The 25,500-nt window shown below is 66.8% G+C and carries 14 protein-coding genes and 1 tRNA gene; 7 read left to right on the plus strand and 8 right to left on the minus strand.

The features are described 5' to 3' along the window. A partial coding sequence (locus ASE59_RS02095) for a beta-glucosidase family protein (RefSeq protein ID WP_082458018.1) occupies window positions 1-2,271 on the minus strand: 2,271 nt, incomplete at its 3' end. Window positions 2,272-2,582: 311 nt separating this feature from the next. Between ASE59_RS02095 and ASE59_RS02100 the strand changes: the two genes are divergently transcribed. After that, window positions 2,583-5,954, plus strand: coding sequence for a glycosyltransferase (locus ASE59_RS02100; protein ID WP_082458019.1), 3,372 nt, complete (start codon window positions 2,583-2,585; stop codon window positions 5,952-5,954). Window positions 5,955-6,003: 49 nt separating this feature from the next. Continuing rightward, on the plus strand, window positions 6,004-9,102 hold the full coding sequence (locus tag ASE59_RS02105) for a PAS domain-containing protein (protein ID WP_082458077.1): 3,099 nt from the start codon (window positions 6,004-6,006) through the stop codon (window positions 9,100-9,102). Here the strand turns inward: ASE59_RS02105 and ASE59_RS02110 are convergent. Then, window positions 9,099-10,136, minus strand: a complete 1,038-nt coding sequence (locus ASE59_RS02110) for a LacI family DNA-binding transcriptional regulator (RefSeq protein ID WP_082458020.1) — start codon at window positions 10,134-10,136, stop codon at window positions 9,099-9,101. The genes ASE59_RS02105 and ASE59_RS02110 overlap by 4 nt on opposite strands. 333 nt (window positions 10,137-10,469) lie before the next feature. On the opposite strand from ASE59_RS02110, the gene ASE59_RS02120 reads away from it, so the two are divergent. Next, window positions 10,470-11,153: a response regulator transcription factor gene (locus ASE59_RS02120; RefSeq protein WP_056451484.1), complete on the plus strand. Its 684-nt coding sequence runs from the start codon at window positions 10,470-10,472 to the stop codon at window positions 11,151-11,153. A 71-nt stretch (window positions 11,154-11,224) separates the two neighbouring features. Next, window positions 11,225-12,496 (plus strand): sensor histidine kinase, encoded by a 1,272-nt coding sequence (locus ASE59_RS02125; protein WP_235515608.1) that lies wholly within the window; start codon window positions 11,225-11,227, stop codon window positions 12,494-12,496. 176 nt (window positions 12,497-12,672) lie between these two features. Here the strand turns inward: ASE59_RS02125 and ASE59_RS02130 are convergent, their stop codons facing one another. Both ASE59_RS02130 and ASE59_RS02135 read right to left on the minus strand, forming a co-directional pair. Then, entirely contained in the window at window positions 12,673-15,972 is a 3,300-nt protein-coding gene (locus ASE59_RS02130; RefSeq protein WP_056451488.1) for a glycosyltransferase, read from the minus strand. A gap of 176 nt (window positions 15,973-16,148) precedes the next feature. Continuing rightward, window positions 16,149-16,238 (minus strand) — tRNA-Ser (locus ASE59_RS02135). A 132-nt stretch (window positions 16,239-16,370) separates the two neighbouring features. Here ASE59_RS02135 and hspQ point away from each other — a divergent pair. Further along, the gene (gene hspQ / locus ASE59_RS02140; protein ID WP_056451490.1) at window positions 16,371-16,745 is read left to right on the plus strand and encodes a heat shock protein HspQ; all 375 of its coding nucleotides are present in this window, start codon (window positions 16,371-16,373) and stop codon (window positions 16,743-16,745) included. Between the two features lie 7 nt (window positions 16,746-16,752). On the opposite strand, the gene ASE59_RS02145 is transcribed toward hspQ, so the two are convergent. Next, entirely contained in the window at window positions 16,753-19,200 is a 2,448-nt protein-coding gene (locus tag ASE59_RS02145; RefSeq protein ID WP_056451492.1) for a PepSY domain-containing protein, read from the minus strand. 91 nt (window positions 19,201-19,291) lie between these two features. Here ASE59_RS02145 and ASE59_RS02150 point away from each other — a divergent pair, with 91 nt between their 5' ends. Both ASE59_RS02150 and ASE59_RS02155 read left to right on the plus strand, forming a co-directional pair. Then, on the plus strand, window positions 19,292-21,490 hold the full coding sequence (locus ASE59_RS02150; protein WP_235515609.1) for a TonB-dependent receptor: 2,199 nt from the start codon (window positions 19,292-19,294) through the stop codon (window positions 21,488-21,490). A gap of 38 nt (window positions 21,491-21,528) precedes the next feature. Next, on the plus strand, window positions 21,529-21,729 hold the full coding sequence (locus ASE59_RS02155) for a hypothetical protein (RefSeq protein ID WP_082458022.1): 201 nt from the start codon (window positions 21,529-21,531) through the stop codon (window positions 21,727-21,729). Between the two features lie 33 nt (window positions 21,730-21,762). On the opposite strand, the gene ASE59_RS02160 is transcribed toward ASE59_RS02155, so the two are convergent. The 3 genes from ASE59_RS02160 to ASE59_RS02170 all read right to left on the minus strand — a co-directional run bounded on the left by ASE59_RS02160 (window position 21,763) and on the right by ASE59_RS02170 (window position 25,470). Continuing rightward, window positions 21,763-22,158 (minus strand): hypothetical protein, encoded by a 396-nt coding sequence (locus tag ASE59_RS02160; RefSeq protein ID WP_056451494.1) that lies wholly within the window; start codon window positions 22,156-22,158, stop codon window positions 21,763-21,765. Between the two features lie 106 nt (window positions 22,159-22,264). Next, entirely contained in the window at window positions 22,265-23,878 is a 1,614-nt protein-coding gene (locus tag ASE59_RS02165; RefSeq protein WP_056451496.1) for an NAD-dependent malic enzyme, read from the minus strand. A 74-nt stretch (window positions 23,879-23,952) separates the two neighbouring features. Beyond that, window positions 23,953-25,470 (minus strand): alginate export family protein, encoded by a 1,518-nt coding sequence (locus ASE59_RS02170; protein WP_056452727.1) that lies wholly within the window; start codon window positions 25,468-25,470, stop codon window positions 23,953-23,955. Window positions 25,471-25,500: the final 30 nt, after the last annotated feature.

The following is a 25,500-nucleotide window of genomic DNA, read 5'->3' on the forward strand; positions in this document are numbered from 1 at the left end:
CGTTGCCGGCTCCACCTGCACTGTGGTCCGCGCGACGATGTCGGTCGCGCTGTTGGCCAGCAGCAACTGATACGTGCCGCCCGCAATCTTCCACCCCCGCGTCTGGCTGTCGAACGTCGCCAGCAAGCGCGGATCGACCGTCACGTTCACCGTCCGTGTCTCCCCCGGCGCCAGATCGACCTTGGCGAAGCCACCGAGCCGCTTGGGCGCCTCCCAGCCGCTGCCCGCGACATAGAGTTGCGCCAGCCCCTTGCCACGGACCTTGCCGGTGTTGGTGATGGTGAAACGGGCCTGCACGCTTTTACCGGCCGGTTCGGCGGTCAGCCCGCCAAGCGTGAAGCTGGTATAGGACAGGCCATATCCGAACGGAAACAATGGCTTGGCCCCGGTCTTGTCGAACCACTTATAGCCAACGGCAGCCCCTTCGATATTATAGTCGCTCATCGGGTGTGAATCGCGGTCGAGCTTTGGGTCACCCTCGATCACCGGACGCGGCAGTTGCGCCAGCGACGCGGGGAAGGTCGCTGGAAGATGCCCCGACGGATTGACCTCGCCGGTCAGCACCCGCGCGATCGCGTCGCCGCCCGACGTGCCCGAATACCATGCCTCCAGCACCGCGCCGACCTTGCCCAGCCACGGCATCAGCACCGGACCACCGGTTTCGAGCACGACCACCGTCTTGCGATTGGCGCGCGCGACCGCGTCGATCAGCGCGTCCTGATTGTCGGGCAGGTTCAGGTTCGGGGCGTCGATCGATTCACCGGTCCATTGTTCGCCGAACACGATCACCACATCGGCCTTGCGTGCGGCGGCGGCGGCAGCCTTCACGTCCTTGCCGTCGAGATAGGTCACCTGCGCCTTGGTCCGCGCCTGCAACGCTTTCAGAGGTGAGGACGGGTGGTAGAGCTTCGGCCCCGGAAAGCCGCCGGGATATCCATCAGCGACGGCCAGCCCGTTCACCGGCCCGCCATGCGGATAGACCTGGCTCGATCCGCCGCCCGACAACACGCCAACATCGGCATGCGCGCCGATCAGCAGGATCGTCTTCGCGGTCGATGCCAGCGGCAACAGCCCGGCGCTGTTCTTTAGCAGCACGATGCCTTCCTCGGCATCGGCGCGGGTGACGGCGGCGTGGGCGGCGTAATCGATCGTCGTCGTCCGGTCGCCCGCGACCGGGGTGTCGAACAGCCCGTTCCTGAACATCGCCCACAGGATGCGCCTTGCCATGTCGGTCGCGCGCGCTTCGGGGACATAGCCGTTGTTCACCGCCTCGCGCAGCGCATCGGCGAAATAGGGCGAGCGATCGAACGCCCAGCCCGATTGCTGGTCCAGCCCGGCATTGGCGGCCTGCGTCGTCGAATGGGTCGCGCCCCAGTCCGACATCACATAGCCCTTGTATCCCCAGTCCTTTTTCAGCGTACGGTTGAGCAGCCAGTCATTCTCGCACGCGTAGAAGCCGTTGACGCGATTATAGGCGCACATCACCGATCCGGGATCGCCCGCCTCGATCGCGAATTCGAAGGCGAGCAGGTCCGACTGGCGCGCCGCCGCTTCGTCGATGCGATGGTCGATGTTGAAGCGATTGGTCTCCTGCCCGTTAAAGGCGTAATGCTTCATCGTCGAAACGACATTCTGCGACTGGATGCCCTTGATCTCGTGGCCGGTGATGATGCCCGCGAGCAGCGGGTCTTCGCCGCCATATTCGAAGTTCCGACCGTTACGCGGTTCGCGCATCAGGTTCATGCCGCCGGCCAACTGCACGTTGAAGCCCGACAGGAACGCCTCGCGCCCGATCATCGCGCCGCCCGCTTGCGCGACCTCCGGGTTCCACGTCGCGGCGGTCGCGATGCCCGATGGCAGCGAGGTGCGCAGCCGCGGCGTCGGCGAACGTTGTGTCGCGACGCCCAATCCGGCATCGGTCTGCCACTGACCCGGAATGCCCAGGCGCGGGATGCCGGGAATATAGCCAGCCGAGTCGGGCAGGCCGTCCTTGGGCGGTTCGTAATTCTTGATCGGCGTGCGCTGCCAATCGGCCTTGGTCGAGAAATAGCCGAAGGTCAGCTGCAGCTTTTCGTCGAGCGTCATCTCCTTCAACACCAGTTCGGTGCGGGCATCGGCGTCGAGCGCACGGTTCATCCACGGCCGCGCCTGCGGACCGTCGGTCGGGCGGGTCGCGGCCTGTGGCGCGTTGTTCGTCGTCTGGGCCAGCACCGGTGCGGTAGCGAGCAGCGTGCTGCCCAGCAGGGCGGCAATGCGAAGGGGTGCGGACATCGATGGGGTCTTTCGCGATGGAGAAAGGTGTTCGAGCAGGACTTGGAAGGCGATGGCCGGCGGTCGGCGCGGGGAACCGTGACGGTGTGGCGCGATCCGGCGCATATGGTTCCTCCTCCCCCGGCGTTGCGCGCCCGATCGGCGTCGCGGTTCGAGCAGATATGATAGCGTTGTCAGGATACCAAAATCAATTGGTAGCAATAAACGATCCGAACCCGGCGGTTGTCTCTACGAACTGTCAATACGGTCGAAGTTAACCGCATTTTCGGTTTCCTTGCCTAAGCGCCCCCTACCACTTTTCAGGGGGTAGCGTGACACATCCCATCTTCTACGATGCCAGCGGGCGGCGGGCCAGGTGGGTGCGATGGTGCGCCGCCTTGCTGGTCGTCGCGATGCTGGGGATCGTCGCGCTCGTGGTGTCGGCGCTCACCCGCACGCCGCATCGTGGCGCATTGACGCTGCCCGAAGATGCCGCCCGCCCGCGCGCCATCGCCGCCGCGCCGGTCAGGACCGCCGCCGGTCCGTGGCTACCCTCCGGGCATGCGACGGCATCTACGCGGCACCTGCCGGTGCTCGGTTTCTACATGCCATGGGACGCGGCGTCGCGGCAGTCGCTGGCGGCCCATGTGAACGAGGTCGATTGGTTGTCGCCGGGGATCGCGTCGGTCGCGGGCCACGATCATCGTTTCTCCTATGAATCCGATGACTATCTGCATCAGGTCCTGGCACGGGCCAAGCGGCCGCCCGCACTGATCCCGATGGTCCAGAATGCGCGCGAGGATGGCAGTTGGGACGGCATCGGCACCGCCGCCTTGCTGGCCGATGCCACAGCGCGCCGCCGGTTCGCGGCACAGATCGAAGCGATGGTGGCAGCGGAGCGGGGCGTCGGCGTCATGCTCGACCTCGAAAGCCTGCCGTCGACCGCCCACGCCGATTACCGCCGCTTCCTGTCCGAACTGCGCACCCGCTTCGCCCGGCGCCAATGGCAGGTGATGATCGCCACGCCGGTCGCCGACGCGGACTGGGATCTGGCCGGCTATTCCAAGGTCGTCGATCGGCTGGTGCTCATGGCCTATGACGAACACTGGATGGGGGGCGAGGCCGGGCCGATCGCATCGCAACCATGGTTCGCGCAGGTCGTGGCCGATGCGCTGCGCACCGCCGGTCCCGGGGCGATCGTCGCACTGGGCAATTACGGATATGACTGGACCGGCCGCACGACCGTACCGCTGCGCGTCGGGGACGCATGGAACCTCGCGCGACAGGCGGGGAGTGTCCCGCAATTCGACCGGGCGAGCGGCAACTGGCATTTCGCCTATCGCCAGCAGGGCCGCGACCATCAGGTCTGGCTGCTCGATGCCGTCACCGCCGCGAACCAGTTGCGCGCGGCCTCGGCAGCCGGCGCCAACGCCGTGGCGCTGTGGCGCATGGGCAGCGAGGACCCGCATTTCTGGACCGTCACTCGCACCGGATCCGCCGCCGGGACCGGCGCCCTGCCGCAGCCCGCCGGCGTGACGCTGCTGGGGCAGGGTGAGATCCTGCGGCTGGATGCCGGCGCGACCGCCGGACAGCGTTCGATGCAGCAGGACGCCAGCGGCATGGTCCGCGCGGCGCAAGTCGATCGACTGCCCGGACCCGATATCGTCCAGCGGACCGGCGCAAAGCGGCGCATGGTCGCGCTGACCTTCGACGACGGACCCGACCCGGTATGGACGCCGAAAATCCTCGATGTGCTGAAGCGCGAGAGGGCACCCGCCACCTTCTTCGTCACCGGCGCCAATGTGCTGGGGCAGGGGCCGATCTTGCGTCGGATCGTCGACGAAGGCAGCGAACTCGGCAACCACAGCACCTCGCACGCCAATCTGTCGCACCGTTCGCCGGAGGCGATCCGGCTGGAACTGACCGCGACCGAACGGCTGGTCGAGGCCTATACCGGGCGGGCGATGCGGCTGTTCCGCCCGCCATTCCTGGGTGACGCCGATCCCGATCGCGGCGACGAACTGCACGCGACGCGGGTGGGGGCCGAACTCGGCTATCTGACGGTTGGCCTGAACGTCGATCCACACGACTGGCAGACGCCGTCGCCGCAGCAGATCGTCGCCCGGACGATCGCGGAGGTCGAGGGCGGCTCGTCCGATCGCCCGACCCAGATCGTCCTGCTCCACGATTCGGGCGGCGATCGCAGCCGCACGCTGGCGGCGCTGCCCGGCATCATCCGCGGGTTGCGCGCACGCGGCTATGAAATCGTCGGCGTGTCGCGGCTGGCCGGATTGTCGCGCGATCAGGTAATGCCGATGCTAAGAGGTGCGCAGGCGAGCGAGGCAGCAAGCGCACGTGGCCTGTTCGGCGGGGTCAGCCTGACCCGCGACCTGCTGATGACCGCGTTCCTACTGGTGATCGCGATCGGCATTGCCCGGTCAGTGATGCTGGCCGGGCTGGCGCTGCTGGCCGCGCGCCGGAGTGGTCCGCCGCCCGCCGCGCCGCATCTGGTCCCGACCTCGGTTTCGGTCCTGATCCCCGCCTTCAACGAAGCGCGCGTGATCGAGGCGTCGGTGCGCCGTATCCTCGGCAGCGTCGACGTGCGGATCGACGTGATCGTGATCGACGACGGGTCGACCGACGGTACCTCCGATATCGTGCAGGCGGCGTTCGGGATCGACCCCCGCGTCCGGCTGCTGACGTTGGAAAACGGTGGGAAGGCGCGCGCGCTCAACGCCGCGTTGCAGCTTGCGAAGGGCGACGTCGTCGTTGCGCTCGACGCCGATACCCAGTTCGAAGCCGATACCATCGCGAAACTGCTCCGCTGGTTCGCCGATCCGGCGATCGGCGCGGTCGCCGGCAATGCGAAGGTCGGAAACAGGGTGAACCTGATCACCCGCTGGCAGGCGCTCGAATATATCACCGCCCAGAATCTCGAACGGCGTGCGCTCCATGCGCTGGGCGCGGTGACGGTCGTGCCGGGCGCGGTCGGGGCCTGGCGACGTGCCGCGCTCGACGCGGTCGGCGGCTATCCCGACGATACGCTGGCCGAGGATCAGGACCTGACCATCGCCATTCAGCGCGCCGGCTGGCGCGTTGCTTGCGACATGGAGGCCGTCGCGTGGACCGAAGCGCCGGAGACGGCGCGGGCGCTGTTCCGTCAGCGCTATCGCTGGGCCTATGGCACGCTGCAATGCCTGTGGAAGCATCGCGCGATCATCGGCCGGGGGCGGCCGCGCGGGCTGGCGATGCTGGGCCTGCCGCAGGCGCTGGTGTTCCAGCTGCTGTTCACGCTCGCCGCGCCGCTGATCGACCTCGCCCTTGTCGCCAGCATCGGCACCACCGCATGGCGGATCGCCGATCGCGGCTGGGAAGCGGCGGGGGGCGATGTCGGCTGGGTCGCGCTCTATTGGGCGGCGTTTACCGCGATCGACCTGGCGTGCGGCTCGGTCGCCTATCGGCTGGAGGGGCGGGGCGAACGGCTGCCGGCGTTCCGGATGCTGGCGCAGCGTTTCGGCTATCGGCAGTTGCTCTACGCGGTCGTGTTGCGCGCACTGGCGGCGGCGATGACCGGCCCGAAGGTCGGCTGGGGCAAGCTGGAACGCAGCGGTAGCGTGACCGCACCCGACATCGGGACCGTCGTGGCGCCGATTGGCGAGCGGGTAACTCCGCCTGCCGCACCACAAGTCGCTGCCGCCGCATAAGGCTGTGGCACTTGTTGACACAAATTGCGAGTTGCATGAGATGTTCGCGATGACCGGACGCCATACCAGCAATGTATCGCTTACCCCTGAACTCAAGGGGTTCATCGCCGAAGCGGTGGCAGGCGGCGACTATGCCAATGCCAGCGAGGTCGTCCGCGCCGGCTTGCGCGCGCTACGCAACGGTGCCGTGGGACGCCGAACGGTGGCGAAGGACTGGCCGGCGGCGGACGGCGAATGTGCCGCGCTCATCCGGACGCGAAACTGGTCGGACTCGCCGTTCGGCGTGCCGAACGACTGGCCGCCCGAAATGCGCGCGACGATCGCGAACATCGTCAACTCGCCGGTTGCGAAGGTACTGATGTGGGGGCCGGAGCATATCCTGTTCTACAACGACGCCTATCGCGCGATCGTCGGTGAGCGGCATCCGGAGGTGTTCGGCACTCCGGTCGAGCAGGCGTTTCCAGAGTTGTGGGTTCATCATCGCACCGTCCTGCTGGCGGCGTTGCGCGGGCAGAGCCAGTCGTTCCGCGATCGGCCGACCGTCTTTTCGCGGGCGAACGGGCCGGAAACGCTGATCCTCGACCTTTACTACACCCCGGTCGTCGATGGTCGTGGCGTCGCCGGGGGCGTGCTGTGCACGGTTGTCGATAACAGCGCACGCCGGGCCATCGAATCGCGGCTGGCGGAAAGCGAGGCGGAATTGCGCCGCATCGCCGACGCGGTGCCGATGCTGGTTTCCTATATCGGCCACGACCATCGTTATCACTTCACCAACGCCAAATATGAAAGCTGGTTCGGCGGTGCGCCGAACGCGATGGTCGGACGCCATATCCGCGACGTGATCGGCGAAGATATGTATCGCGACCGCCTGCCCGATATCGAGGCGGCGCTGAGCGGCGAATCGGTCGTCGGCGAGACGGTCTTGCAGCACCAGACGCTCGGTCGCCGCGCGGTCGAAATCCGCTATGTCCCGCATCAGGATGAATCGGGCGCTACGGTCGGCGCCTATATCCTCGGCATCGACATTACCGAACGTGCCCGCGACGCCGCAGAGATCAGGGCGAGCAACGCCCGCTTCCGCACCGCTATGCAGGCGGTGCATGGCGTGTTGTGGACCAACAGCGCCGATGGCCGGATGGTCGGCGAACAGCCCGGCTGGGCGGCACTGACCGGGCAATCGGATGATGAATATCAGGGGTTCGGCTGGGCATCGGCGGTCCATCCGGACGATGCGCAGGGGTCGGTCGACGCATGGAACATCGCGGTCGCTGCGCGCAGCATGTTCGTCCACGAACATCGCGTCCGGCGGCGAGACGGGGAATGGCGCACATTCGCCATTCGCGCGCTGCCTATCCTCGACGGCGATGGCGAGATCACCGAATGGGTCGGGGTCCATACCGACATCTCGCACCGGCGGGCGGCGGAGGCGGCACTGCGCGAACAGGCCGACAGCCTCGCCAGGCAGGTCCGGCATCGCGAGCGCGCCGAGGAACAACTGCGCAGCCTGAACGAAACGCTCGAAAGCCGGGTGATCGACGAAATCGCCGAACGGCGTCAGGCCGAGGCGCAACTGGCGCAGGCGCAGAAGATGGAGACGGTCGGAAAGCTGACCGGCGGTGTCGCACATGACTTCAACAATCTGCTGCAAGTCATTGGCGGCAACCTGCAATTACTGGCACGCGATGTGGTGGGCAATGCCAAGGCGGAGCGCCGCGTCGAGAATGCGATGGCCGGCGTATCGCGTGGGGCGCGGTTGGCCAGCCAGTTGCTCGCGTTCGGACGGCGGCAGGCGCTGGAGCCGAAGGTCGTCAACGTCACTCGCTTCGTGCGCGGCATGGACGACATGCTGCGCCGGGCGATCGGCGAGGCGATCGAGATCGAGACGGTCTTTGCCGGTGGCCTATGGAACACCTTCATCGATCCGGGCCAGGTCGAGAATGCGCTGCTCAACCTTGCCATCAACGCCCGCGACGCGATGGAGGGGCGTGGCAAGCTGACCATCGAACTCGCCAACGCCCATCTCGACGACACCTATGCCCGCACCCATGAAGAGGTGGTGCCAGGACAATATGTGATGCTGGCGGTGACCGACACCGGCAGCGGCATGTCGCCCGACGTGGTCGCGCGCGTGTTCGAGCCGTTCTTTTCGACCAAGCCGGAGGGCAAGGGGTCGGGGCTTGGGCTGTCGATGGTCTATGGCTTCGTCAAACAATCGGGCGGCCACGTCAAAATCTATTCGGAGATCGGCCACGGTACGTCGATCAAGCTGTACCTCCCGCGCGCCATGCAATCCGAGGATATCGAGGTAATGGTCGATAGCGGACCGGTATGTGGCGGCAACGAGACGGTGCTGGTCGTCGAGGATGACGAAGAGGTTCGGGCCACCGTCGTCGAGATGCTGGGTGACCTCGGCTATCGCGTGCTCAAGGCGTCGGATGCCGCCAGCGGCTTGGCGGTGATTGAAAGCGGGATGCCGATCGACCTGTTGTTCACCGACGTCGTCATGCCGGGTGCGCTCAAAAGCCCCGAAATGGCCCGCAAGGCGCGCGAGCGGCTGCCCGGTATCGCGGTGTTGTTCACCAGCGGCTATACCGAGAATTCGATCGTGCATGGCGGGCGGCTCGACAAGGGCGTGGAGCTGCTGTCCAAACCCTACACGCGCGAGGCGCTGGCGCGAAAGATCCGCCACGTCCTGTCGAACCAGCAGCAACGCAACCTTGCGACGCCGCCATCGCCGGGCAGCCGGCCGACCGCGATCACGACGCCGCCGACGCTGCGGCGCACGATCCTGCTGGTCGAGGATGACGGGCTGATCCGCATCAACAGCGCCGAAATGCTGGAGGAAGCGGGTTTCGTCGTGCTGGAGGCGGCGAGCGCCGAGGAAGCGATCACCGCGTTGCAGACCGCACCGGTCGACGTCCTCATCACCGACGTCAACCTGCCCGGCGCGTCGGGGCGTGAACTGGCGCAGCGGGCACGGACGCTCCGGCCCGAGGCAATGGTGGTGTTCGCGACCGGCGATCCCGGTGCGGTCGCTGACGAAGCCGATGCGATCGTCCTTGCCAAACCCTATTCCGGCGGCGCGTTGCTGGCCGCCGTGCGCAAGCGCGACACGGCAAGGGCGGCGAATATGAAGCCGGCCGCCTAGCCGGCCGGCACGGCCGCGACCGAGTCGCGCTCGATCAGATGATGCTCATGCTCGATGTTGGGCGGCACCTGCGCGCCGCCCAACTGGTCAAGCAGCAGCGTCGTCGCGCTTACCGCCATGTCGAACACTGGCTGGCGCATCGTCGTAATCCGGGGCCAGGTGATGCGCGCGATCTCCGAATCGTCGAAACCCACGATCGACAGCTCGCCCGGCACGTCGATCCCCGCCTCGCGCGCGGCCATCAGCGCGCCGACCGCCATGTCGTCGTTTTGCGCGAGGATCGCGGTCGGCCGGTCCGCATTTGCCAGCAGGGTCTGCGCCGCGGCAAAGCCGGAATCGAAGGTGAACAGGCCATCGCGCACCAGATCGTGGTCGATCGACTGTCCCGCCGCCGCGAACGCCTGCGCATAGCCGGTCATCCGCGCTTCGGTGGCGGCGTGGGTCGGGTCGCCCTTGATGATGCCGATCCGGTGGTGCCCCTGCTTCAGCACGAGCGCCGCTACTTCGCAGGCGGCGACGACATCGTCGACGACCACGCCGGGCGTCAGTTCGGGCCAGCGGGTCGGGGCGATCCGGGCAAAGGGCATGCCGATCGCGGTCAGTTCGTCGAGGATGCGGCGGCTGTCCGACGCCGGCGGGGCCAGTACGACGCCGTCGACCGCCGCCGATCGGAGCAGCCCGACGACCTCGTCGGCATGGTCGGTGACCGACCGGACCGGCAGCACCACCAGCCGGTAGCGTTCGCCGCGCAACCGGTCGAGCACACCCATCTGCAGGTCTACGACGTAGCTGGGCGAGGGGTTTTCATAGACCAGCCCGATCAGGTGCGACCGCTGCCGCGCCAGTCCCTGCGCCATGATGTTGGGGTGGTAGTCGAGCGTGCGGACCGCTTCGCGCACCCGGTCGCGCACGGCATCGGTGACATGCGGCTCTCCGTTCAGCACGCGCGATACGGTCTTGGTCGATACGGCGGCATGGCGGGCGACGTCGACGATGGTGATGCGCCGCGGCGGCCGCGATCGGGTTGGTTGCATATCCGCATCACCGCCACGCCCCCGCCCCCATGTCAATCGCAACATGACCGGCTGGTCATCTGTCGCCGGTCCTTCGGTCGGATCGGCCGGCACATGACGGTGCGTATGCCGGTGAACCATGCAACCCGTTTCGGCTTGTCCCGCAGCACGATGCTCGACGGACTGGCGGCTATCACGTTGATCGGCGCGACGTGATCGATGCCGTCGATACCCGTCTTCCCGGAAGCGGCGATTTTCCGGACCGCGCGACCCGTCCCGTGCCGTTGCATGTCGCCGCAAGGGGTGACGTCGGTGCACACTGGCTGATACTGCGACCGACGGAGGTGGCATCACGTGAAGATCCTGATCGTCGAGGACGACAAAGAAACCGCAGCCTATATCGCCAAGGGGCTGGCCGAAGCCGGGTTCGTGATCGATCGCGCCGACAATGGCCGCGACGGCCTGTTCCACGCCATCGACGGCGGATACGACTGTATCGTCATGGACCGGATGCTGCCGCAGATGGACGGCATGGCGACGATCGCCGCGTTGCGTGCCGCGGGCGTGGCGACACCGGTCCTGATCCTCTCGGCGATGGGGTCGCCCGACGACCGGGTGGCAGGGCTGACCCAAGGCGCCGACGACTATCTGACCAAGCCGTTCGTCTTCGCCGAATTGCTGGCGCGGGTACGGCTGCTGACCCGGCGGCAGCCGGCCGGCGGACCGGCGGTGGAGACGATGCTGACCTGCGACGATCTGGAGATGGACCTGCTGGCGCGGCGGGTACGACGCGGCACTCGGGTCATCGACCTGCAACCACGCGAATTCCGACTGCTGGAATATCTGCTGCGCCATGCCGGACAGGTGGTGACGCGCACCATGCTGCTGGAGGGCGTTTGGGATTATCACTTCGACCCCGGCAGCAACGTGACCGACGTGCATGTCAGCCGCCTGCGCCGCAAGATCGACGATGGCGAGCCGCGCCGCCTGCTCCATACGGTGCGGGGGTCGGGCTACAAGCTGGGGGTTGAGTCCTGAGGCTGCTGATCCGGTCGGCGACGCTGCGCTTCGCTGCGCTCGTCTTCGCGCTACAACTGGCCGGCGCGGCGGTGACGCTGTTGACGGTGCGGGCCATCACCGAAAACCGCCTGACCGCCAGCGCGACCGACGAGGCGCAGCATTTGCGCGCAACCCTGCTCGACGCATGGGCGGCGCGTGGCGTCGAGGGGCTGCGCGCGGCGGCCGAGAAGCGGCTCGATCGCAGCGACCGGCCGCTGTCGGTGGTGCTGGTCACCGCGCGCGACGGCACGCCGCTTGCCGGGAATGTCGGTGCGTGGCCGCCCAATGTCGATCCCGGTCCACCAGCTACGATCGAACTGTTCCGCGTCCGCCGCGACCGGCCCGAATCGATGCGCGTGATCGGCACCGTCCTGCCCGACGGCACCCGGCTGCTGACGGGCCATGTGATCGAGGGCGAACGTGCCTTTGTCGGGGCGATGGAGATGGCGATGATCGCGGCGATGGTCGTCGCGCTGTCGCTTGCCGCGCTGGCCGGATGGGTCGCGGCGCGGATCATCGCGCGGCGGCTGTGGCGTACCGTCGATACCGTCGCGGCGGTCACGGCGGGCGAGCTCGACCGGCGCGTCGTCCTGCTGGGCGGACGCGATGCGTTCGAGGATTTGGGACGGTCGGTCAATGCCATGCTCGACCGGATAGAAATGCTGGTCGGCGAATTGAAGATGGCGACCGACGCGCTGGCGCACGATCTCCGCTCCCCGCTCACCCGACTGCGCGCGACGCTCGAACGGGCGCTGGCCGCCGCCGATAGTGAGGAGGGGCGCGTCGCGGTGCTGCGAGCGATGGAGGAGGGCGAGCGCTTGCTCGGCATGCTCGACACCGCGTTGCGCATCACGCGGGCCGAGGCCGGGATCGGGCGCGACGCGTTCACCCCGACCGACCTGGCGGAACTGACGGCCGATATCGCCGACCTGTTCGAACCGCTCGCCGAGGATCGGGGATTGGCGATCTCCGTCACGCCCTCCGATCCGCTGATGGTCGCGATCCACCGCGAAATGGTCGGACAGGCGGTATCAAATTTGATCGATAACGCGCTGAAATATGGCGCTGGTACCATCGGCGTAAGCGTAATGGCTGACAGCGATACGGCGACGATCATCGTTCGGGACGACGGCCCCGGCATTCCGGCCGATCGGCGCGCAGAGGCCTTGCAACGCTTCGGTCGCCTCGACCCTTCGCGACACGAAAGCGGCGCCGGGCTGGGTCTGTCGCTGGTGGCGGCGGTCGCGCGGTTGCATGGCGGGACGCTGGAACTCGGCGACAACGCGCCCGGTCTGATCGCCCGCCTGACGATCGCTCGCTGACCGTCAGTGCGGCGTCGGATCGCCGCGTTCCGCGACCCGCGGTTTCATCGCGCCCAGGCTCGACAAGGAACGAGCGGGTCGTCCGTGCCCGCCGATGAGGGTCGACAGCGAGCAGCCGTATCGCCCGGGGCAAGATCGAACGCCATGAGCGTACGACAGTGCCAGAGCCGACAGGCTCAAGCCGCCTGCACGCTCCCGGTCCGCTCCAGCTTGCCCCATCCGACCACGAACCCGCCGATCGCCGACGCAATCGCCCGCAGCACCACCCAATACATGATCTGGCGATAGACCAGCCGCTGCGCGACCAGCAGATGCGCCGGATACCGCGCCTTGTTCCCGTCGAGCCGGTACGCGACCCAACCGCAGGCGACGTCGATCGCGGTGAAGCATAGCCAATACAGTCCCATCTGCGAGACGTCGCCGCTGGTCTGGGCCCAGCCATGCTGCGCCACCCGCACCGCCGTACCGACGATCGACAGCAGCAGCGCCAGATCGATGAGTGGCGATACTGCGGCAAAGGCGATCTGGAACAGCCACGCCTGGGGTAGCCCGATCCGCGAGAGGCCCGCCGGCTTGCCGGTGCGCAGAATCGCGCGATGCTTCCACAGGCACTGCAGCGTCCCGAACGCCCAGCGATAGCGCTGTTTGGCCAGCGCCTTGAACGTCTCAGGCGCCTCGGTCCAAGCTACGGCGTTGGGGTCGTAGGTGACGCGCCACCCGGCACGCTGGATGGCGATGGTCAGGTCCTGATCCTCGGCAAGCGTATCTTCCGGATAGCCGCCGACCGCGTCCAGCGCCGCGCGCCGCCATGCGCCGACCGCACCCGGCACCACCGTCATCGCATCGAACCCGGCCAATGCGCGACGTTCGAGGTTCTGTGCGGTGATATATTCGACCGCCTGCCAGCGCGTGACCAGATTGACCCGGTTGCCGACCCGCGCATCGCCCGCGACCGCACCCAGCGCCGGATCTTCGAACCAGCGTGCCAACCGCGCGATCGTCGTCGTCTCGAATTGCGTATCGGCGTCTAGCGCGATGATGATCTCGCCATCGGCCTGCAACAGCGCCCGGTTGAGTGCCGCCGCCTTCCCGCCATTGACGAGGGTCAGCAGCGTGACGCGTGGGTCGTCGTCGAACCGCGCACGGACCACATCGCTGGTGCCGTCCTTCGAACCGTCATCGGCGACGATCACCTGCAATCCCGGATAGTCGCTTGCCAGTACGCGCGCGACCGAATCGGCGATCACCCGTTCCTCGTTATAGGCGGGGATGATCACCGTGACGCTCGGGCGGTACTCGGGCGGAGTAGGGCGTTCGCGCCGCGACTGGAACCATGCCAGTCCGGCCATCAGCACCGCCCGCGCCATGCCGAGCGCGATGGCGAGGTAGAACAGCCATGCCAGCAGCATCGATATCGCCGCGATCACGATGAAGATGGCAACATCGGTCCGCACCGCCGCCAGATCGCGCCCCGTGACCGCCGGCATCGCGACGGCACGCGGCACCCCGACCAGCGCGGAGGCGGTGACGAAATGATAGCCCTTGGCCTTCAGGATAGAGATGATCTGCGGCAGCGCTGCTACCGTCTGCGCCCGGTCGCCGCCGCCATCGTGCAGCAGTACGACGTTGCGCGAACTGTCGGCACTGGCATCCTCGACCTGTTCGACCACCTGCCGCACGATCGCATCGGTACCCGGCCGCTGCCAATCATTGGGATCGACGTGCAACCCGACCACCGTATAGCCCAGATCCTGTGCCAGCAGAGCCGGGGCGATCTCGTCCATCGTCGTCGGCTCGGCATCGCCGAAATAGGGCGCGCGGAACAAAGTCGTTGACCGCCCGGTATAAGCTTCGATCAGCCGCTGCGTGGCGTTCAGCTCCAGCATAGTCGTCCGCTCGCCGGTCGTCGCCAGATTGGGGTGGGTGTAGCTGTGGTTGCCGATCTCGTCCCCGTCACGGACGATCCGCTGCAACAACCCCGGATGCTCGATCGCATTCTCGCCGACCACGAAGAAGGTCGCCGGGACATGCGCCGCCTCCAGCACGTCGAGGATCGGCGGCGTCCAGGTCGCATCGGGGCCGTCGTCGAAGGTCAGCGCGATCGCCTTCGGATCGGCAGCGCCGGTCCTTTGCACGACGTAGGGGGTCGGCAGGGCAGTATAGGCTTCGTCGGCGATCATGCCGTTGCGATCAAAGGTAACGCGGCGCGCCCCCGGCGACGGCCGTGCGGTGATGCGCAGAACCTCACCGCTCCCCTCGACATCGACGTTCAACGCCGATTGCAACTGGGTGATACGCGGCACGCGGTCGGTGGTGCGATAGGCGGTCAGGTCGTTCCAGAACCCGGCATCCTCGCTGCCCAGCCGCCACATCGCGACGGCATCTATCCCCAGGCGGCGGAGCGCAGCCATCTGGTTCCAACTGGTCGCCGCATCCAGCAGCCACACCTGATGCCGGCTGCCCCGTTCGTCCTGATAGGCGAAGCCGGCATTGCCGCTCGCCCGGTCGAAGCCGACCGGAGCCGACGAATCATGCGCCGCCAGCCAGGCCTCTTCGATCGACAGCGCGTCGGCGCTGCCGTCATGCCAGTCATAGGCATAGCTGCCGAGCGCCACGACCAGCTTGTCGCGACCGACCTGTCGCAGCGCGCTTTCGACCTGTCCGACGAACCATGGCTGTGACGCGATCGGTCCGGCCGATCCGCTTTCCCAATGTTCGTCATAGGCCATCAGGATGACGCGGTCGGTAGCGCGGGCAAGGTCGGCGAGCCGCCAGTCGGGATCGCCGGCCGGCGCCGTGACCGCGAGCGCGGCATCCTTGGGCAGCGCCGCATTCAGCTGCGCCAGAAACGCCGGATAGCGTGCGACCGCAGCGGCGGGCAGGCTTTCATAGTCCATCACCAGCCCGGCCGCATGGTGCGCGCGGACATATCCCGCCAGTTCGTTGACCAGCGCCGAACGCGCCGCCGGATCGGCCAGCATCTTCGTCGCGCCCGCCCCGTCCCAGTCGGAATCGGTCAGGTTCTGCACCATCGGTAACAGTTTGGGCGCATGGCGTGCGCCGGAGAGCACCTGTTCCAGCCGGGGATCGTCGATTGCATGGACCTGCGTCCCTACGACGCTGACGAACGCCGGCACGACCCAATCGAGCGAATCGATATGCCGTTGCAGCGATGCGATCCCGCCCGCCGTATCGGGCGCATAGAAACCGATCGTCAGCGGCGTGCCGCCGACCTTGGGCGAACGGCCGCGTGGCAGCCAGCGTCCATGGCGTGCGGTATTGTCGGCACGCGGGGCGAACGTCTCGCCATGGCGCCGGGCAAAGGGCAGGGGAATGCCCAATGTCCGCGGCGTCGCGACCAGAGTCGTCGCAAAGGCGATCGCCGCCGCGATCACGGCAAGGATCAGCAACGCCACCCCACGCCGTGCCCAGACACCCCGCCGGCCGGTGGGGTCGAAAAAGATCGGCTTGCTCACACGGTCGACCCTGGCTGCACCGACCGAACGCTACGGTCATCGACCGCCGCCTAGTCGAACGGGTCGGGCAGGGCGGTGAGCGTAGGATGAACTTTTGGTCATGCCGCCGACCACGGACGCGCGGGCGAGCCGCCGCGAAAGCTTCACGCACCTGATCTAATGCTATGGGGAGTATCTGGCGGAGAGGGAGGGATTCGAACCCTCGGTACCCGTAAAGGCACGCCGCATTTCGAGTGCGGTACAATCGACCACTCTGCCACCTCTCCGCAGAGGTTTCTCGCTCCATGCCGCAGGTCAGCGCGGCAAGGTGGTCAGCGAGGGCGGTCGGTTAGCCCAAGGATTCGAGACTTGCAAGCGCCTCCTTGCTGCAATCGCACATCGGACCTAGATTATTTCGGATGAAGGCCCCGTCCTCCCCCTCGCTCGACCTCGGCACGCCGCTGCCGCCGGTCGCTCATGCCCGTTTCTCGATCGGCGACGTCGTGCGCCACCGCCTGTTCGATTTCCGTGGGGTCGTGTTCGATATCGACCCGATCTTCGCCAACAGCGAGGAATGGTATCAATCGATTCCCGCCGAGGCCCGCCCGCGCAAGGACCAGCCCTTCTATCATCTGCTCGCCGAAAATGCGGATGCGAGCTATGTTGCCTATGTCAGCCAGCAGAACCTGATCGCCGACGATAGCGAGGAGCCGGTCGACCATCCGGCGATCACCGGGTTGTTCGACGATTATGCCGACGGACGTTACCGGCTGCGGCGCGAACACCGCCATTGATCGTCGGTCAATAGATGTCGCGGCGGTAGCGCCCGTCCACGAGCATCGACTCGATCGCGTCGTCGCCGAGGATCGTCGTCAGGGCGGTGTGGACGGCAGGCGCCATGCCCTGCACGCTGCCGCAGACATAGATCGCCGCGCCTGCAGTGACCGCCTCTGCAATCGCCGGTGCATCCGCGACGACGGCGTCCTGCACATAGCGGTGGCCGCCCGGATCGCGCGACCAAGTCGTGACCGATCGGGTGATGACGCCGTTCTCGGTCATCGCCTGCCGTTCGCCCGCATGGAAATCGTCATGCGCCGCCTGTCGCTCACCCCAATAGAGTGACACCCGCCCGCCGCTGTTCTTCGCCCGGTGGCGGAGATGGGCGAGCAGCCCGGCCAACCCAGTGCCATTGCCGATCAGGATCAGCGGTGTTGCGGCGTCCCGCGGCGGGCGGAAGGCGGGATTGGCCCGAACGCGCGCCTGCACGATTCCGCCGATCGGCGCGCCGTTGCACAGCCAGCCCGAACCCAATCCGTCGAACCCATCGGCGGCACGGCACCGCCGTGCGATCAGTTCGACCCGCCCCGATGCCGCGATCGACGCGATCGAATATTCGCGGTGGCCGAGCGGCTTCAGCGTCGCGACCGCGGCGTCCGGCGCATCCGACAGGATCCGCGTCATCAACAGCGCCCGCATCTCCGGCGTCTCGGCGATACCGGTCGCGCGCAGGAACGCATCGACGCGGCGGACATCCTGTTGCGGCAGTATCTCGACGATATCGCCTGCCGACCACTCGGTACCGCCATCGAGCGGTTCAAGCGCCACATGCCACGCTTCACCGCCGCTGCTGCCCGGATTGAGCAGTCGCCGTTCGACCAGCCGCCAGTCGTCCATCGCCGCCGGTGCCCAGTCGGGCTGATCGGTCCGCGCGCCCAGGCCCGCCAGTTGCCCCTGCCAATGGCGCTGCGCATCGGCATCGTCGCCGTCTGCCTCCACCGCATCGAACAAGCGGGTCGCGCCGCTGTCGTGCAGCCAGCGGTCGAGCTGGTGCCCGAACGCACAAAAATCGGCATATTCGCGATCGCCCAGCGCCATCACCGCATATTCGAGGTGCGACAGATCGGGCGCTTGCCGGTCGAGCGTCCGGGCAAAGGCGCGCGCCGTATCGGGCGGCTCGCCCTCGCCATAGGTGCTGGCGACCACGAACAGCCGCTTGACCCGCGCCAGCGCAGCGTCGTCCAGCGCCGCAATCGGTAGCGCTGCGGCCGCGGGCAGGGCCTTGGCGGTAAGTCGCGCGATGCGCTCGGCCGACCCGGTCTGGCTGGCATAGGCGACCAGGGTCGTCGCTTCGGTCATCGGCACGTTCGCCGTATCGGTCACGACCGCAGCCAACGCCGCCTTGCGCCGTCGCCGGGCGAAATACAGGAGGAAGCCGGTAACGGTGAACAGCGGCATCGACAGGCTGGCGAGCAGCATAGCGATCCGCCCCGCCACCCCGAAATACGCGCCACGGTGCAGTTCATAGACGCTGGTGACCATGTCCTCGCCCACCGTGCGCGCGGCATAGGGTGTCGCCGACATCTCCGCGCCGCTGGTCCCGTCGATGGTCAGTTCGTCGCTGACCCGGTCATGGCGCGCTTCGGGGAGTTTCGCGCGGAACTGCACCTGATCGTCGCGGACGCTGGCGACGATGCGGTCGTAGCGGCGGCCTTCGGTAGCACGTTCGAAACCGCGCCAGGCCAGCGTCAGATCGGCCTTCGTGCCTTTGGCCGGGCGGTTGGGTGCGGCCGGCGCCTCGGCGACCAGCATCGCCTTCACTCCGTCGCGATACCAGGCATAGGACCACCACAGCCCGGTGAACCCGCTGATGAGGTAGAAGATCAGTACCCAGCCGCCGACGACCGCGTGGAGCGCGCGATAAAGATTGCGCCCGGTCTTCTTCCGATCGAGCACGAACCAGTTGCGCCATTCGAGCGGTCGCCTGGGCCAGCGCAGATACAGGCCGGACAGCGCGAAATAGATCAGCGTGATCGCCGAAAAGCCGGTGATCTGCCGCCCGATGCCGTCACCATCATCGGGCAGCGCCAGCCAGCGGTGCAGATCCTCCATCACCTCGAACACGCCGCTGCCACGCAATTCGCCGGCAAGCCGCCCGGTCGTTGGGTCGATCCGCTCGACATGACGTTGTTTCGAACCCGGCAGCGTGTAGCCGACCAGCGTCGGCTCGCTCGAATCGGCGGGAAGGGTCAGCCGGGTAATCGACGCGTCCGGTTTCTGCGCCGCGAACCGTTCGATCAATACCGGGCCCGACAGCCGCGCGTCGGTTGCAGCCGGTCGATCATGGTTCAGCGCGGCGAGGATTTCCGGCTCGAAACTGAGCGACGCGCCGGTCACGCCCATCACCGCCAGCACCAGTCCCGCCGTGATGCCGAGGAACCAGTGGATCTGGAAAAGCGCGGTGCGGATCATCGACGGTTCGCTTGTCTAGGCTTGCTATTGATAATTGATCGCGATAGCGGGCGCATCGAAACAGGTCAATCGTTGCGCAGGGGGAATGATGATGACGTCGCCGATGGGACGTTCGTACTGGCTGATCGGGGCGGCGTTCGCGCTGGTTCCGCAAGCGGCATCGGCGCAGCACGAGGCACCTTCCTCTGGCGACGAAGCGTCCGGGGACGACATCGTCATCACCGCCGCGCGCACCATCCTGCCGCCCAACGCCCTGCCGCTGACGATCGACCTGATCGACAAACAGGCGCTCGACCAGCAGATCGCGATTTCGGGCAGCGTCACCGATGCCGTCGCGACGCTGACGCCCAGCTTCTCGCCGACGCGCGGCAAATTGTCGGGGGCGGGGGAGACGCTGCGTGGCCGCTCGCCGCTCTACGCGATCAACGGCATTCCGCAGACGACGCCGCTGCGCGACGGCAGCCGCGATGGCTTCACCATCGACGGCTTCTTCATCGACCGTGTCGAACTGATCTACGGATCGAACGCCTTGCAGGGCGTCGGTGGTACCGGCGGCATCGTCAATCAGGTGACGGTCGGCGCGCCCCGACAGGAGGGCGTCAGCGGCCGCGCACTGGCACAGGGCACGACCGCCGATGGTTTCGAAAAGGATGGTTTCGGCGGCAAGGCGGCCGGATTGGTCCAGTATAAGGTAGGGCGGTTCGATGCGACGGTCGGCGCCAGCTACGAACGGCGTGGCGCGTTTTACGATGCGCAGGACCGGCGCATCGGCGTCAACCTGACGCAGGGCGAGACCCAGGATTCGCGCGCCACCGATGTCTTCGCGCGGTTCGGGCTGGAGGTCGGCGCGACTGGTCGGCTCGACCTGATCGCCAATCGCTACGAACTGAACGGCGACGGCGATTATGTCGCGATCGCCGGCAACCGTCGCACCGGCCTGCCCACCAGCGCGGTGCGCGGCAACCCACCCGGCACGCCCGCCGCGAACCGGGCGGAGGCACTGTCGCTATCCTATACCGACACCGACCTGTTCGGCGGCAATCTGGTCACCCAGCTGTTCTTCAACCGCACCCACGACACGTTCGGCGGAGAGGTGACCTTTACTCCGACCTTCCAGGACCCGGCACTGGCTCCGGTCGGCACGCTGTTCGACCAGTCGGAAAACCGCTCGCGAAAATTGGGGGCAAAGGCGAGCTACGAACGCGCCATCCCCGGTTTCGAATCCTTGGTCGCGACGATCGGATTCGACGCGCTGTTCGACAAGACCGAGCAGCGGCTGATCGCCACCGACCGCATCTGGGTGCCGCCCGCCGACTTCCGCAGCCTCGCGCCATTCGCACAGGCTAATCTGAGGCTGTTCGATGGCGTCGTCCGTTTGGCCGGTGGTGCGCGCTGGGAAAATGTGCAGGTCCGGATCGACGATTTCCGCACGCTGGCGTCCACAACCTATGACGGACGCAACGCCGCGACCTATGGCGGCGTCGCGGTGACCGGCGGCACGCCGAAGTTCAGCGACATGCTCTTCAACGGTGGTGCGATCTTCGAACCTGTCACCGGCGTGCGGGCTTATGCCAGCTATGCGCAGGGCTTCACCATGGCCGATATCGGCCGCATCACCCGCGCCATCGCCACGCCCAATGTCCGGCTCGACGACTTCCTCGATATCCAGCCGGTCGTATCGAACAACCGAGAGGTGGGCGTCGAGCTGAAGCGCGGGCCGATCGATGCCAGCACCACCTATTTCTGGTCGTCGAGCGACCGCGGCCAGTTGCTGATCGCGCAAGGCAACGGCATTTTCGAGGTCCAGCGCCAGCGGGTCGAGATTGAAGGGTTGGAGGTCAGCCTCGCGGTGCAAACCCCGCTGCCCGGCCTGCGCGTCTCGACCGGCTATGCCCATATCCTCGGCCGCTACGACAGCGACCGCGCACCCGGTGACGGCGTGGTCGATACCGATCTCGACGGCACCAACATCTCACCCGACCGGCTGAACCTTGCCGCCGACGTCGCCAGCGGGCCGCTGACCGCGCGCGTTCAGACGCAATTCTATTTGTCGCGCAATTTCCGCGGAAAGGCGAACCCGAACCCAGACAATAATTTCGGCGGCTATGACGTCACCGACGCGCAAGTCCGCTACCAGACGAAGTTCGGTGGACTGACCTTGAGCGCGCAGAATATCTTCGATCGCTTCTATATCGACTACAACAGCGACACGCGTCTACCCAACGACAACTTCGCTTTCTTCGCCGGGCGCGGACGGACCTTTACGCTCGGTTGGGATATGCGTTTCTGAACTGGACAGACGGGCGGGGCGGGGGCTACCCGCCTCGCATGCCTATCACTGCTACGATCATGAATTCGACCACTGGCCAGCCGATCCAGAAGATGACCTTCGGCCGCATGCCCAAGCCATGGGCGTCGTTCAATCTCGAAACCGGCGAACTGGTCACCGCCGACCGCGTCGATGTCGGCAAACCCGCGCCGGGCAAGGTCGTGGTGCCGGTATCGGTCTGGGTCACGCCCAGGAAGTAACCCCGCCCGGCATCGCCGAGCGGGGTTGTCAACTCAACCGCAGACGCGGCGACCGTTGCGGATCACGTATCGGCATGGGCCGCGATATTCGACCCCCATCGCGGCGGCTTCGCGCGAGCCGCCATAGATGATCCGCTCACCGCGATATCCGTATCGATCGCGGCGGCCATCCCAGCGTCGATCGTCCCAGCGGCGACGGTCGTTCCATGCGCGGCGATTGTTCCAGCCGCGCCGGTCGTTCCAGCCACGGCGATCGTCCCAATGGCGGCGGTCGTCCCACCGGCGGCGATCATGGTCGCGAGCGTGCGGACCGCGGTCGTGACGATCGGCGTGGTGATGGCGCGGATGCGCATCCGCCACGGCGGGAACGGCGGTCAGTCCGGCGAGTGTCAGGCCGACCCCGGCAAAGATCTGCATCAACTGCTTCATATCGGTTCCTTTCTGTCCCTGTCCTGCACCGGTCCGGGTGAACCGGTGCTGGACGGCATCGACAGGAAAGCGAAAGCCGATTCGAGGCGGCTGGGTTCCTTTGCGGTCAGTAGGTCGGCGTCCACATCTGGGCCGCGATCGCGTGGCGATCGGCCGTCGCCCCTTCGGCTGCAACACCATCGCGCACCGCCTGCTTCGCTACGACCACCGCGATGTCGAGCGCCACGTCGCGCAGTCGCTCGATCGGTGGCAGCAGCGTGTCGTCGCCGCCCATCGCGCCCAGCGCCTTTGCGGCGGCCATGAACATGCCGTCCGTGATCTCCGTCGCGCCCGCCGCCAATGCGCCCAGCCCGACGCCCGGAAAGACATAGACGTTGTTGACCTGGGTGACGCCGGCCACGCCGAACGGGCTGCCGGTGCCGATCAGCGCCCGCCCGGCGCTCCAGCGTTTCAGGTCGTCGGGATGCGCCTCCGCCCGCGACACCGGGTTGGACAGCGGAAAGATGACCGGCCGCTCGACTGCCTGTGCCATGGTGCGGATCACCGCCTCGCTGAACGTGCCATGCTGTCCCGATGCGCCGATCAGCACGGTCGGGTGGACATTGGCGACGGTGTCGAACAGGTCGATCGCCCCGTGCGCGGTGCGCGTCCAATCCACCACGTCGTCGGGATCGTGCGCTAGTTCGGTTTGTCCTGCCGATAATCCGTCCATGTCCGACAGGATCAGCCCGTCGCGATCGACCGCCCAGATGCGCTGTCGTGCCTGTACCTCATCCAGTCCCTCCGCCCGCAATGCCTGCACCAGCATGTCGGCGATGCCGCATCCGGCCGCCCCCGCGCCGAACAGCAGAATGCGCTGCTCGGTCAGCGGCGTGCCGGTCCGCTCGATCGCCGACAGCAGCGTGCCGACGGCGGTGGCGGCGGTGCCCTGAATATCGTCGTTGAAGCTCAGCAACCGGTCGCGATACCGCTCCAGCAGCCGGTACGCATTATGCCCGGCAAAATCCTCCCATTGCAGCAGCACGCCGGGGAAACGATCGGCGATGGCGCCGACGAAATCCTCGACGAACGCGTCATATTCCGCGCCGCGAATGCGCGGGTTGCGCCAGCCGACATAGAGCGGATCGTCACGCCGTTCGGCATTGTCGGTTCCCACGTCGAGCAGGATCGGCAGCACTTCCGCCGGATGGATGCCGGCGCAGGCGGTGTAGAGCGCCAGCTTCCCGATCGGGATGCCCATGCCGCCGGCGCCCTGATCGCCGAGACCCAGGATACGCTCGCCATCGCTCACCACGATCACCTTCACCCGGTCGAGCGCCGGGTCGGCGAGGATGTCGCCGATGCGGTGGCGGTTCGGCCATGACAGGAACAGCCCCCGGGGCCGCCGCCAGATCTCGCTGAACCGTTCGCAGCCTTCACCGACCGTCGGGGTATAGACCAGCGGCAGCATCGCCGGCAGGTCGCGCTGGACCAGCGCATGGAACAGGATCTCGTTCGAATCCTGCAACTCGCGCAGGAACGAATAGCGGTGAAAGTCGTCGGGCATCCCGGCCAGCGCCTTGCGCCGCCGCTCGATCTGGCTGTCGAGCGTACCGACATGCGGCGGCAACAGCCCGTGCAGGCCGAACTGCTCGCGCTCCGCCTCGGTAAAGGCGGTACCCTTGTTGGTCAGCGGATCGGCCAGCAGCGCGCGGGCGGCGGCATGAACGGCGGGGGACATAGGCAGGCCCTTCGGATCGATATACGAAAAAACGCCCCGGCGGAGACCGCCGGGGCGCGAGGTCGCGCAAAGAACTAGAAGCGGAAGCTGACCCAGCCCGCCACGAAGTCCGAGCTTTTGTAGTTCGCATCGGTCAGCGCCGGTCCGGCGATCAGATGCTCGTAGCGCGCGGTCAGGCTGACCCGCGGGCTGACCGCATAGATTGCCTGAAACCGGATCGTGTCGGCGATCTTGCGCGAATTGCCGAGCTGGGTGCCGGCAAATGCCTGTCCGTTCGCGCGGTACACGGCGTCGTTCAGGCTGTCGCGCCACGACTGCTGATACTCGCCGGCCAGTCGCAGCTTGGCCGTCGGCTGCAACTGCACGCTTGGCGCGAACGCGATCATGTTGGTCGGCGTCGCATATAGCTGATAGCTGTAATAGATATTGTTGCCGAACGGCGCGAGCGAGGTCTTCAGCGTGCCGTTGCCATAGGAACCGCCGCCGCTGGCATAGTCGAAGTGGAAGCCGACGCGCGGGGCTGTCTTCGACTTGCCGACCTTGTACATCTGTTGCAGCAGCACCAGCCATGCCGAGATCGGACGGTTGTCAAACTCGCCGCCCTGGTAATTGACCGTCCAGTCGAGATTGATCGGGCCGGTATCGCCATAGAGGTGCAGGCCGTAGAATTTGCGGACTTCCTCCGCGGTACGTCCACCCCAGACCGCGTTGCTGTTGCGCAGCCGCCAGACGAACGGATCGAAATACAGGTTCGATCCGCCGAGGAAGGTCTTGGGCAGCGCGAAGCCGACGGTCGCGCCCGAAAAGCGGCGATTGTCGTCGACGATATCGTCGCGCGTCCCGCCGACGCCGAGCCGCGTCGTCTTGAAATCGAACAGGTCGCCGCGGATCCTGTCGCCCTTCGCCCACGCTCGCACGCCGTTATAGACGAAGAAGATGGTGTTGTTGTCGCGCGGCACGACCATCAGGTTCGGGCCGTCGGCAAAGGTCTGGCGGCCGTAGCGCACGCCCAGATCGACGCCGCCGACCGTGCCGGTCACATCGGCAAAGCTCTGCTGCACGACCAGATCGTTGTGCAGCTGTCCGGCCTTCACCCCCAGATTGCGACCGGACATGCCGGCATGGGCCAGTTCGCCGTACAGGCGGACATGGTCGCCCAGATGCAGGTCGGCACCTCCGACCACGCGGAAAATGTCCTGCCGCTGCGCTTCGCGGTCGCGCAGGTTGGGATTGGTGGTCAGGTTGACGCGGGCGCGAAACTCGCCCGACAGCGTCAGATAGACGTCGTCGCCACCGATCGGGATGTATTTCAGCGTGTCGAGAATGTCGTCGCGCTTCTTGGGATCGCGAAACTTGGTCCAGTCCTCGGCCCAGCGCGACTGATTGTAGCCACCGGCGGTCACGCCGTCGCCGACCCCTGCGGTCGGATATTCCTGTGCCACCGGACGGGCATTGCCACGGTCGGCAACCTGCGCGGCGGTGGTCGGGGCGGTCGCGGCGACGGTCACGGCGGGGGCCGGGGCTTCCTCGGCCCAGGCGGCGACAGGAGCGATCAGCGTGGAGGCGGCGCACAGCCGCAGCAGGGTCTTCATCTCGGCATACCTTTGTTCGCCCGGGCGGGG

The organism is Sphingomonas sp. Leaf10 (genome assembly GCF_001421245.1).
GTDB lineage: Bacteria > Pseudomonadota > Alphaproteobacteria > Sphingomonadales > Sphingomonadaceae > Sphingomonas.

What these genes read in the sequence shown, in the direction of transcription:
- ASE59_RS02105 (WP_082458077.1), top strand. Translation starts at nt 6,004, where the DNA reads ATGACCGGACGCCATACCAGCAATGTATCGCTTACCCCTGAACTCAAG.
- ASE59_RS02110 (WP_082458020.1), bottom strand. Translation starts at nt 10,136, where the DNA reads ATGCAACCAACCCGATCGCGGCCGCCGCGGCGCATCACCATCGTCGAC.
- hspQ (WP_056451490.1), top strand. Translation starts at nt 16,371, where the DNA reads ATGAAGGCCCCGTCCTCCCCCTCGCTCGACCTCGGCACGCCGCTGCCG.
- ASE59_RS02145 (WP_056451492.1), bottom strand. Translation starts at nt 19,200, where the DNA reads ATGATCCGCACCGCGCTTTTCCAGATCCACTGGTTCCTCGGCATCACG.
- ASE59_RS02150 (WP_235515609.1), top strand. Translation starts at nt 19,292, where the DNA reads ATGACGTCGCCGATGGGACGTTCGTACTGGCTGATCGGGGCGGCGTTC.
- ASE59_RS02155 (WP_082458022.1), top strand. Translation starts at nt 21,529, where the DNA reads ATGCCTATCACTGCTACGATCATGAATTCGACCACTGGCCAGCCGATC.
- ASE59_RS02160 (WP_056451494.1), bottom strand. Translation starts at nt 22,158, where the DNA reads ATGAAGCAGTTGATGCAGATCTTTGCCGGGGTCGGCCTGACACTCGCC.
- ASE59_RS02165 (WP_056451496.1), bottom strand. Translation starts at nt 23,878, where the DNA reads ATGTCCCCCGCCGTTCATGCCGCCGCCCGCGCGCTGCTGGCCGATCCG.
- ASE59_RS02170 (WP_056452727.1), bottom strand. Translation starts at nt 25,470, where the DNA reads ATGAAGACCCTGCTGCGGCTGTGCGCCGCCTCCACGCTGATCGCTCCT.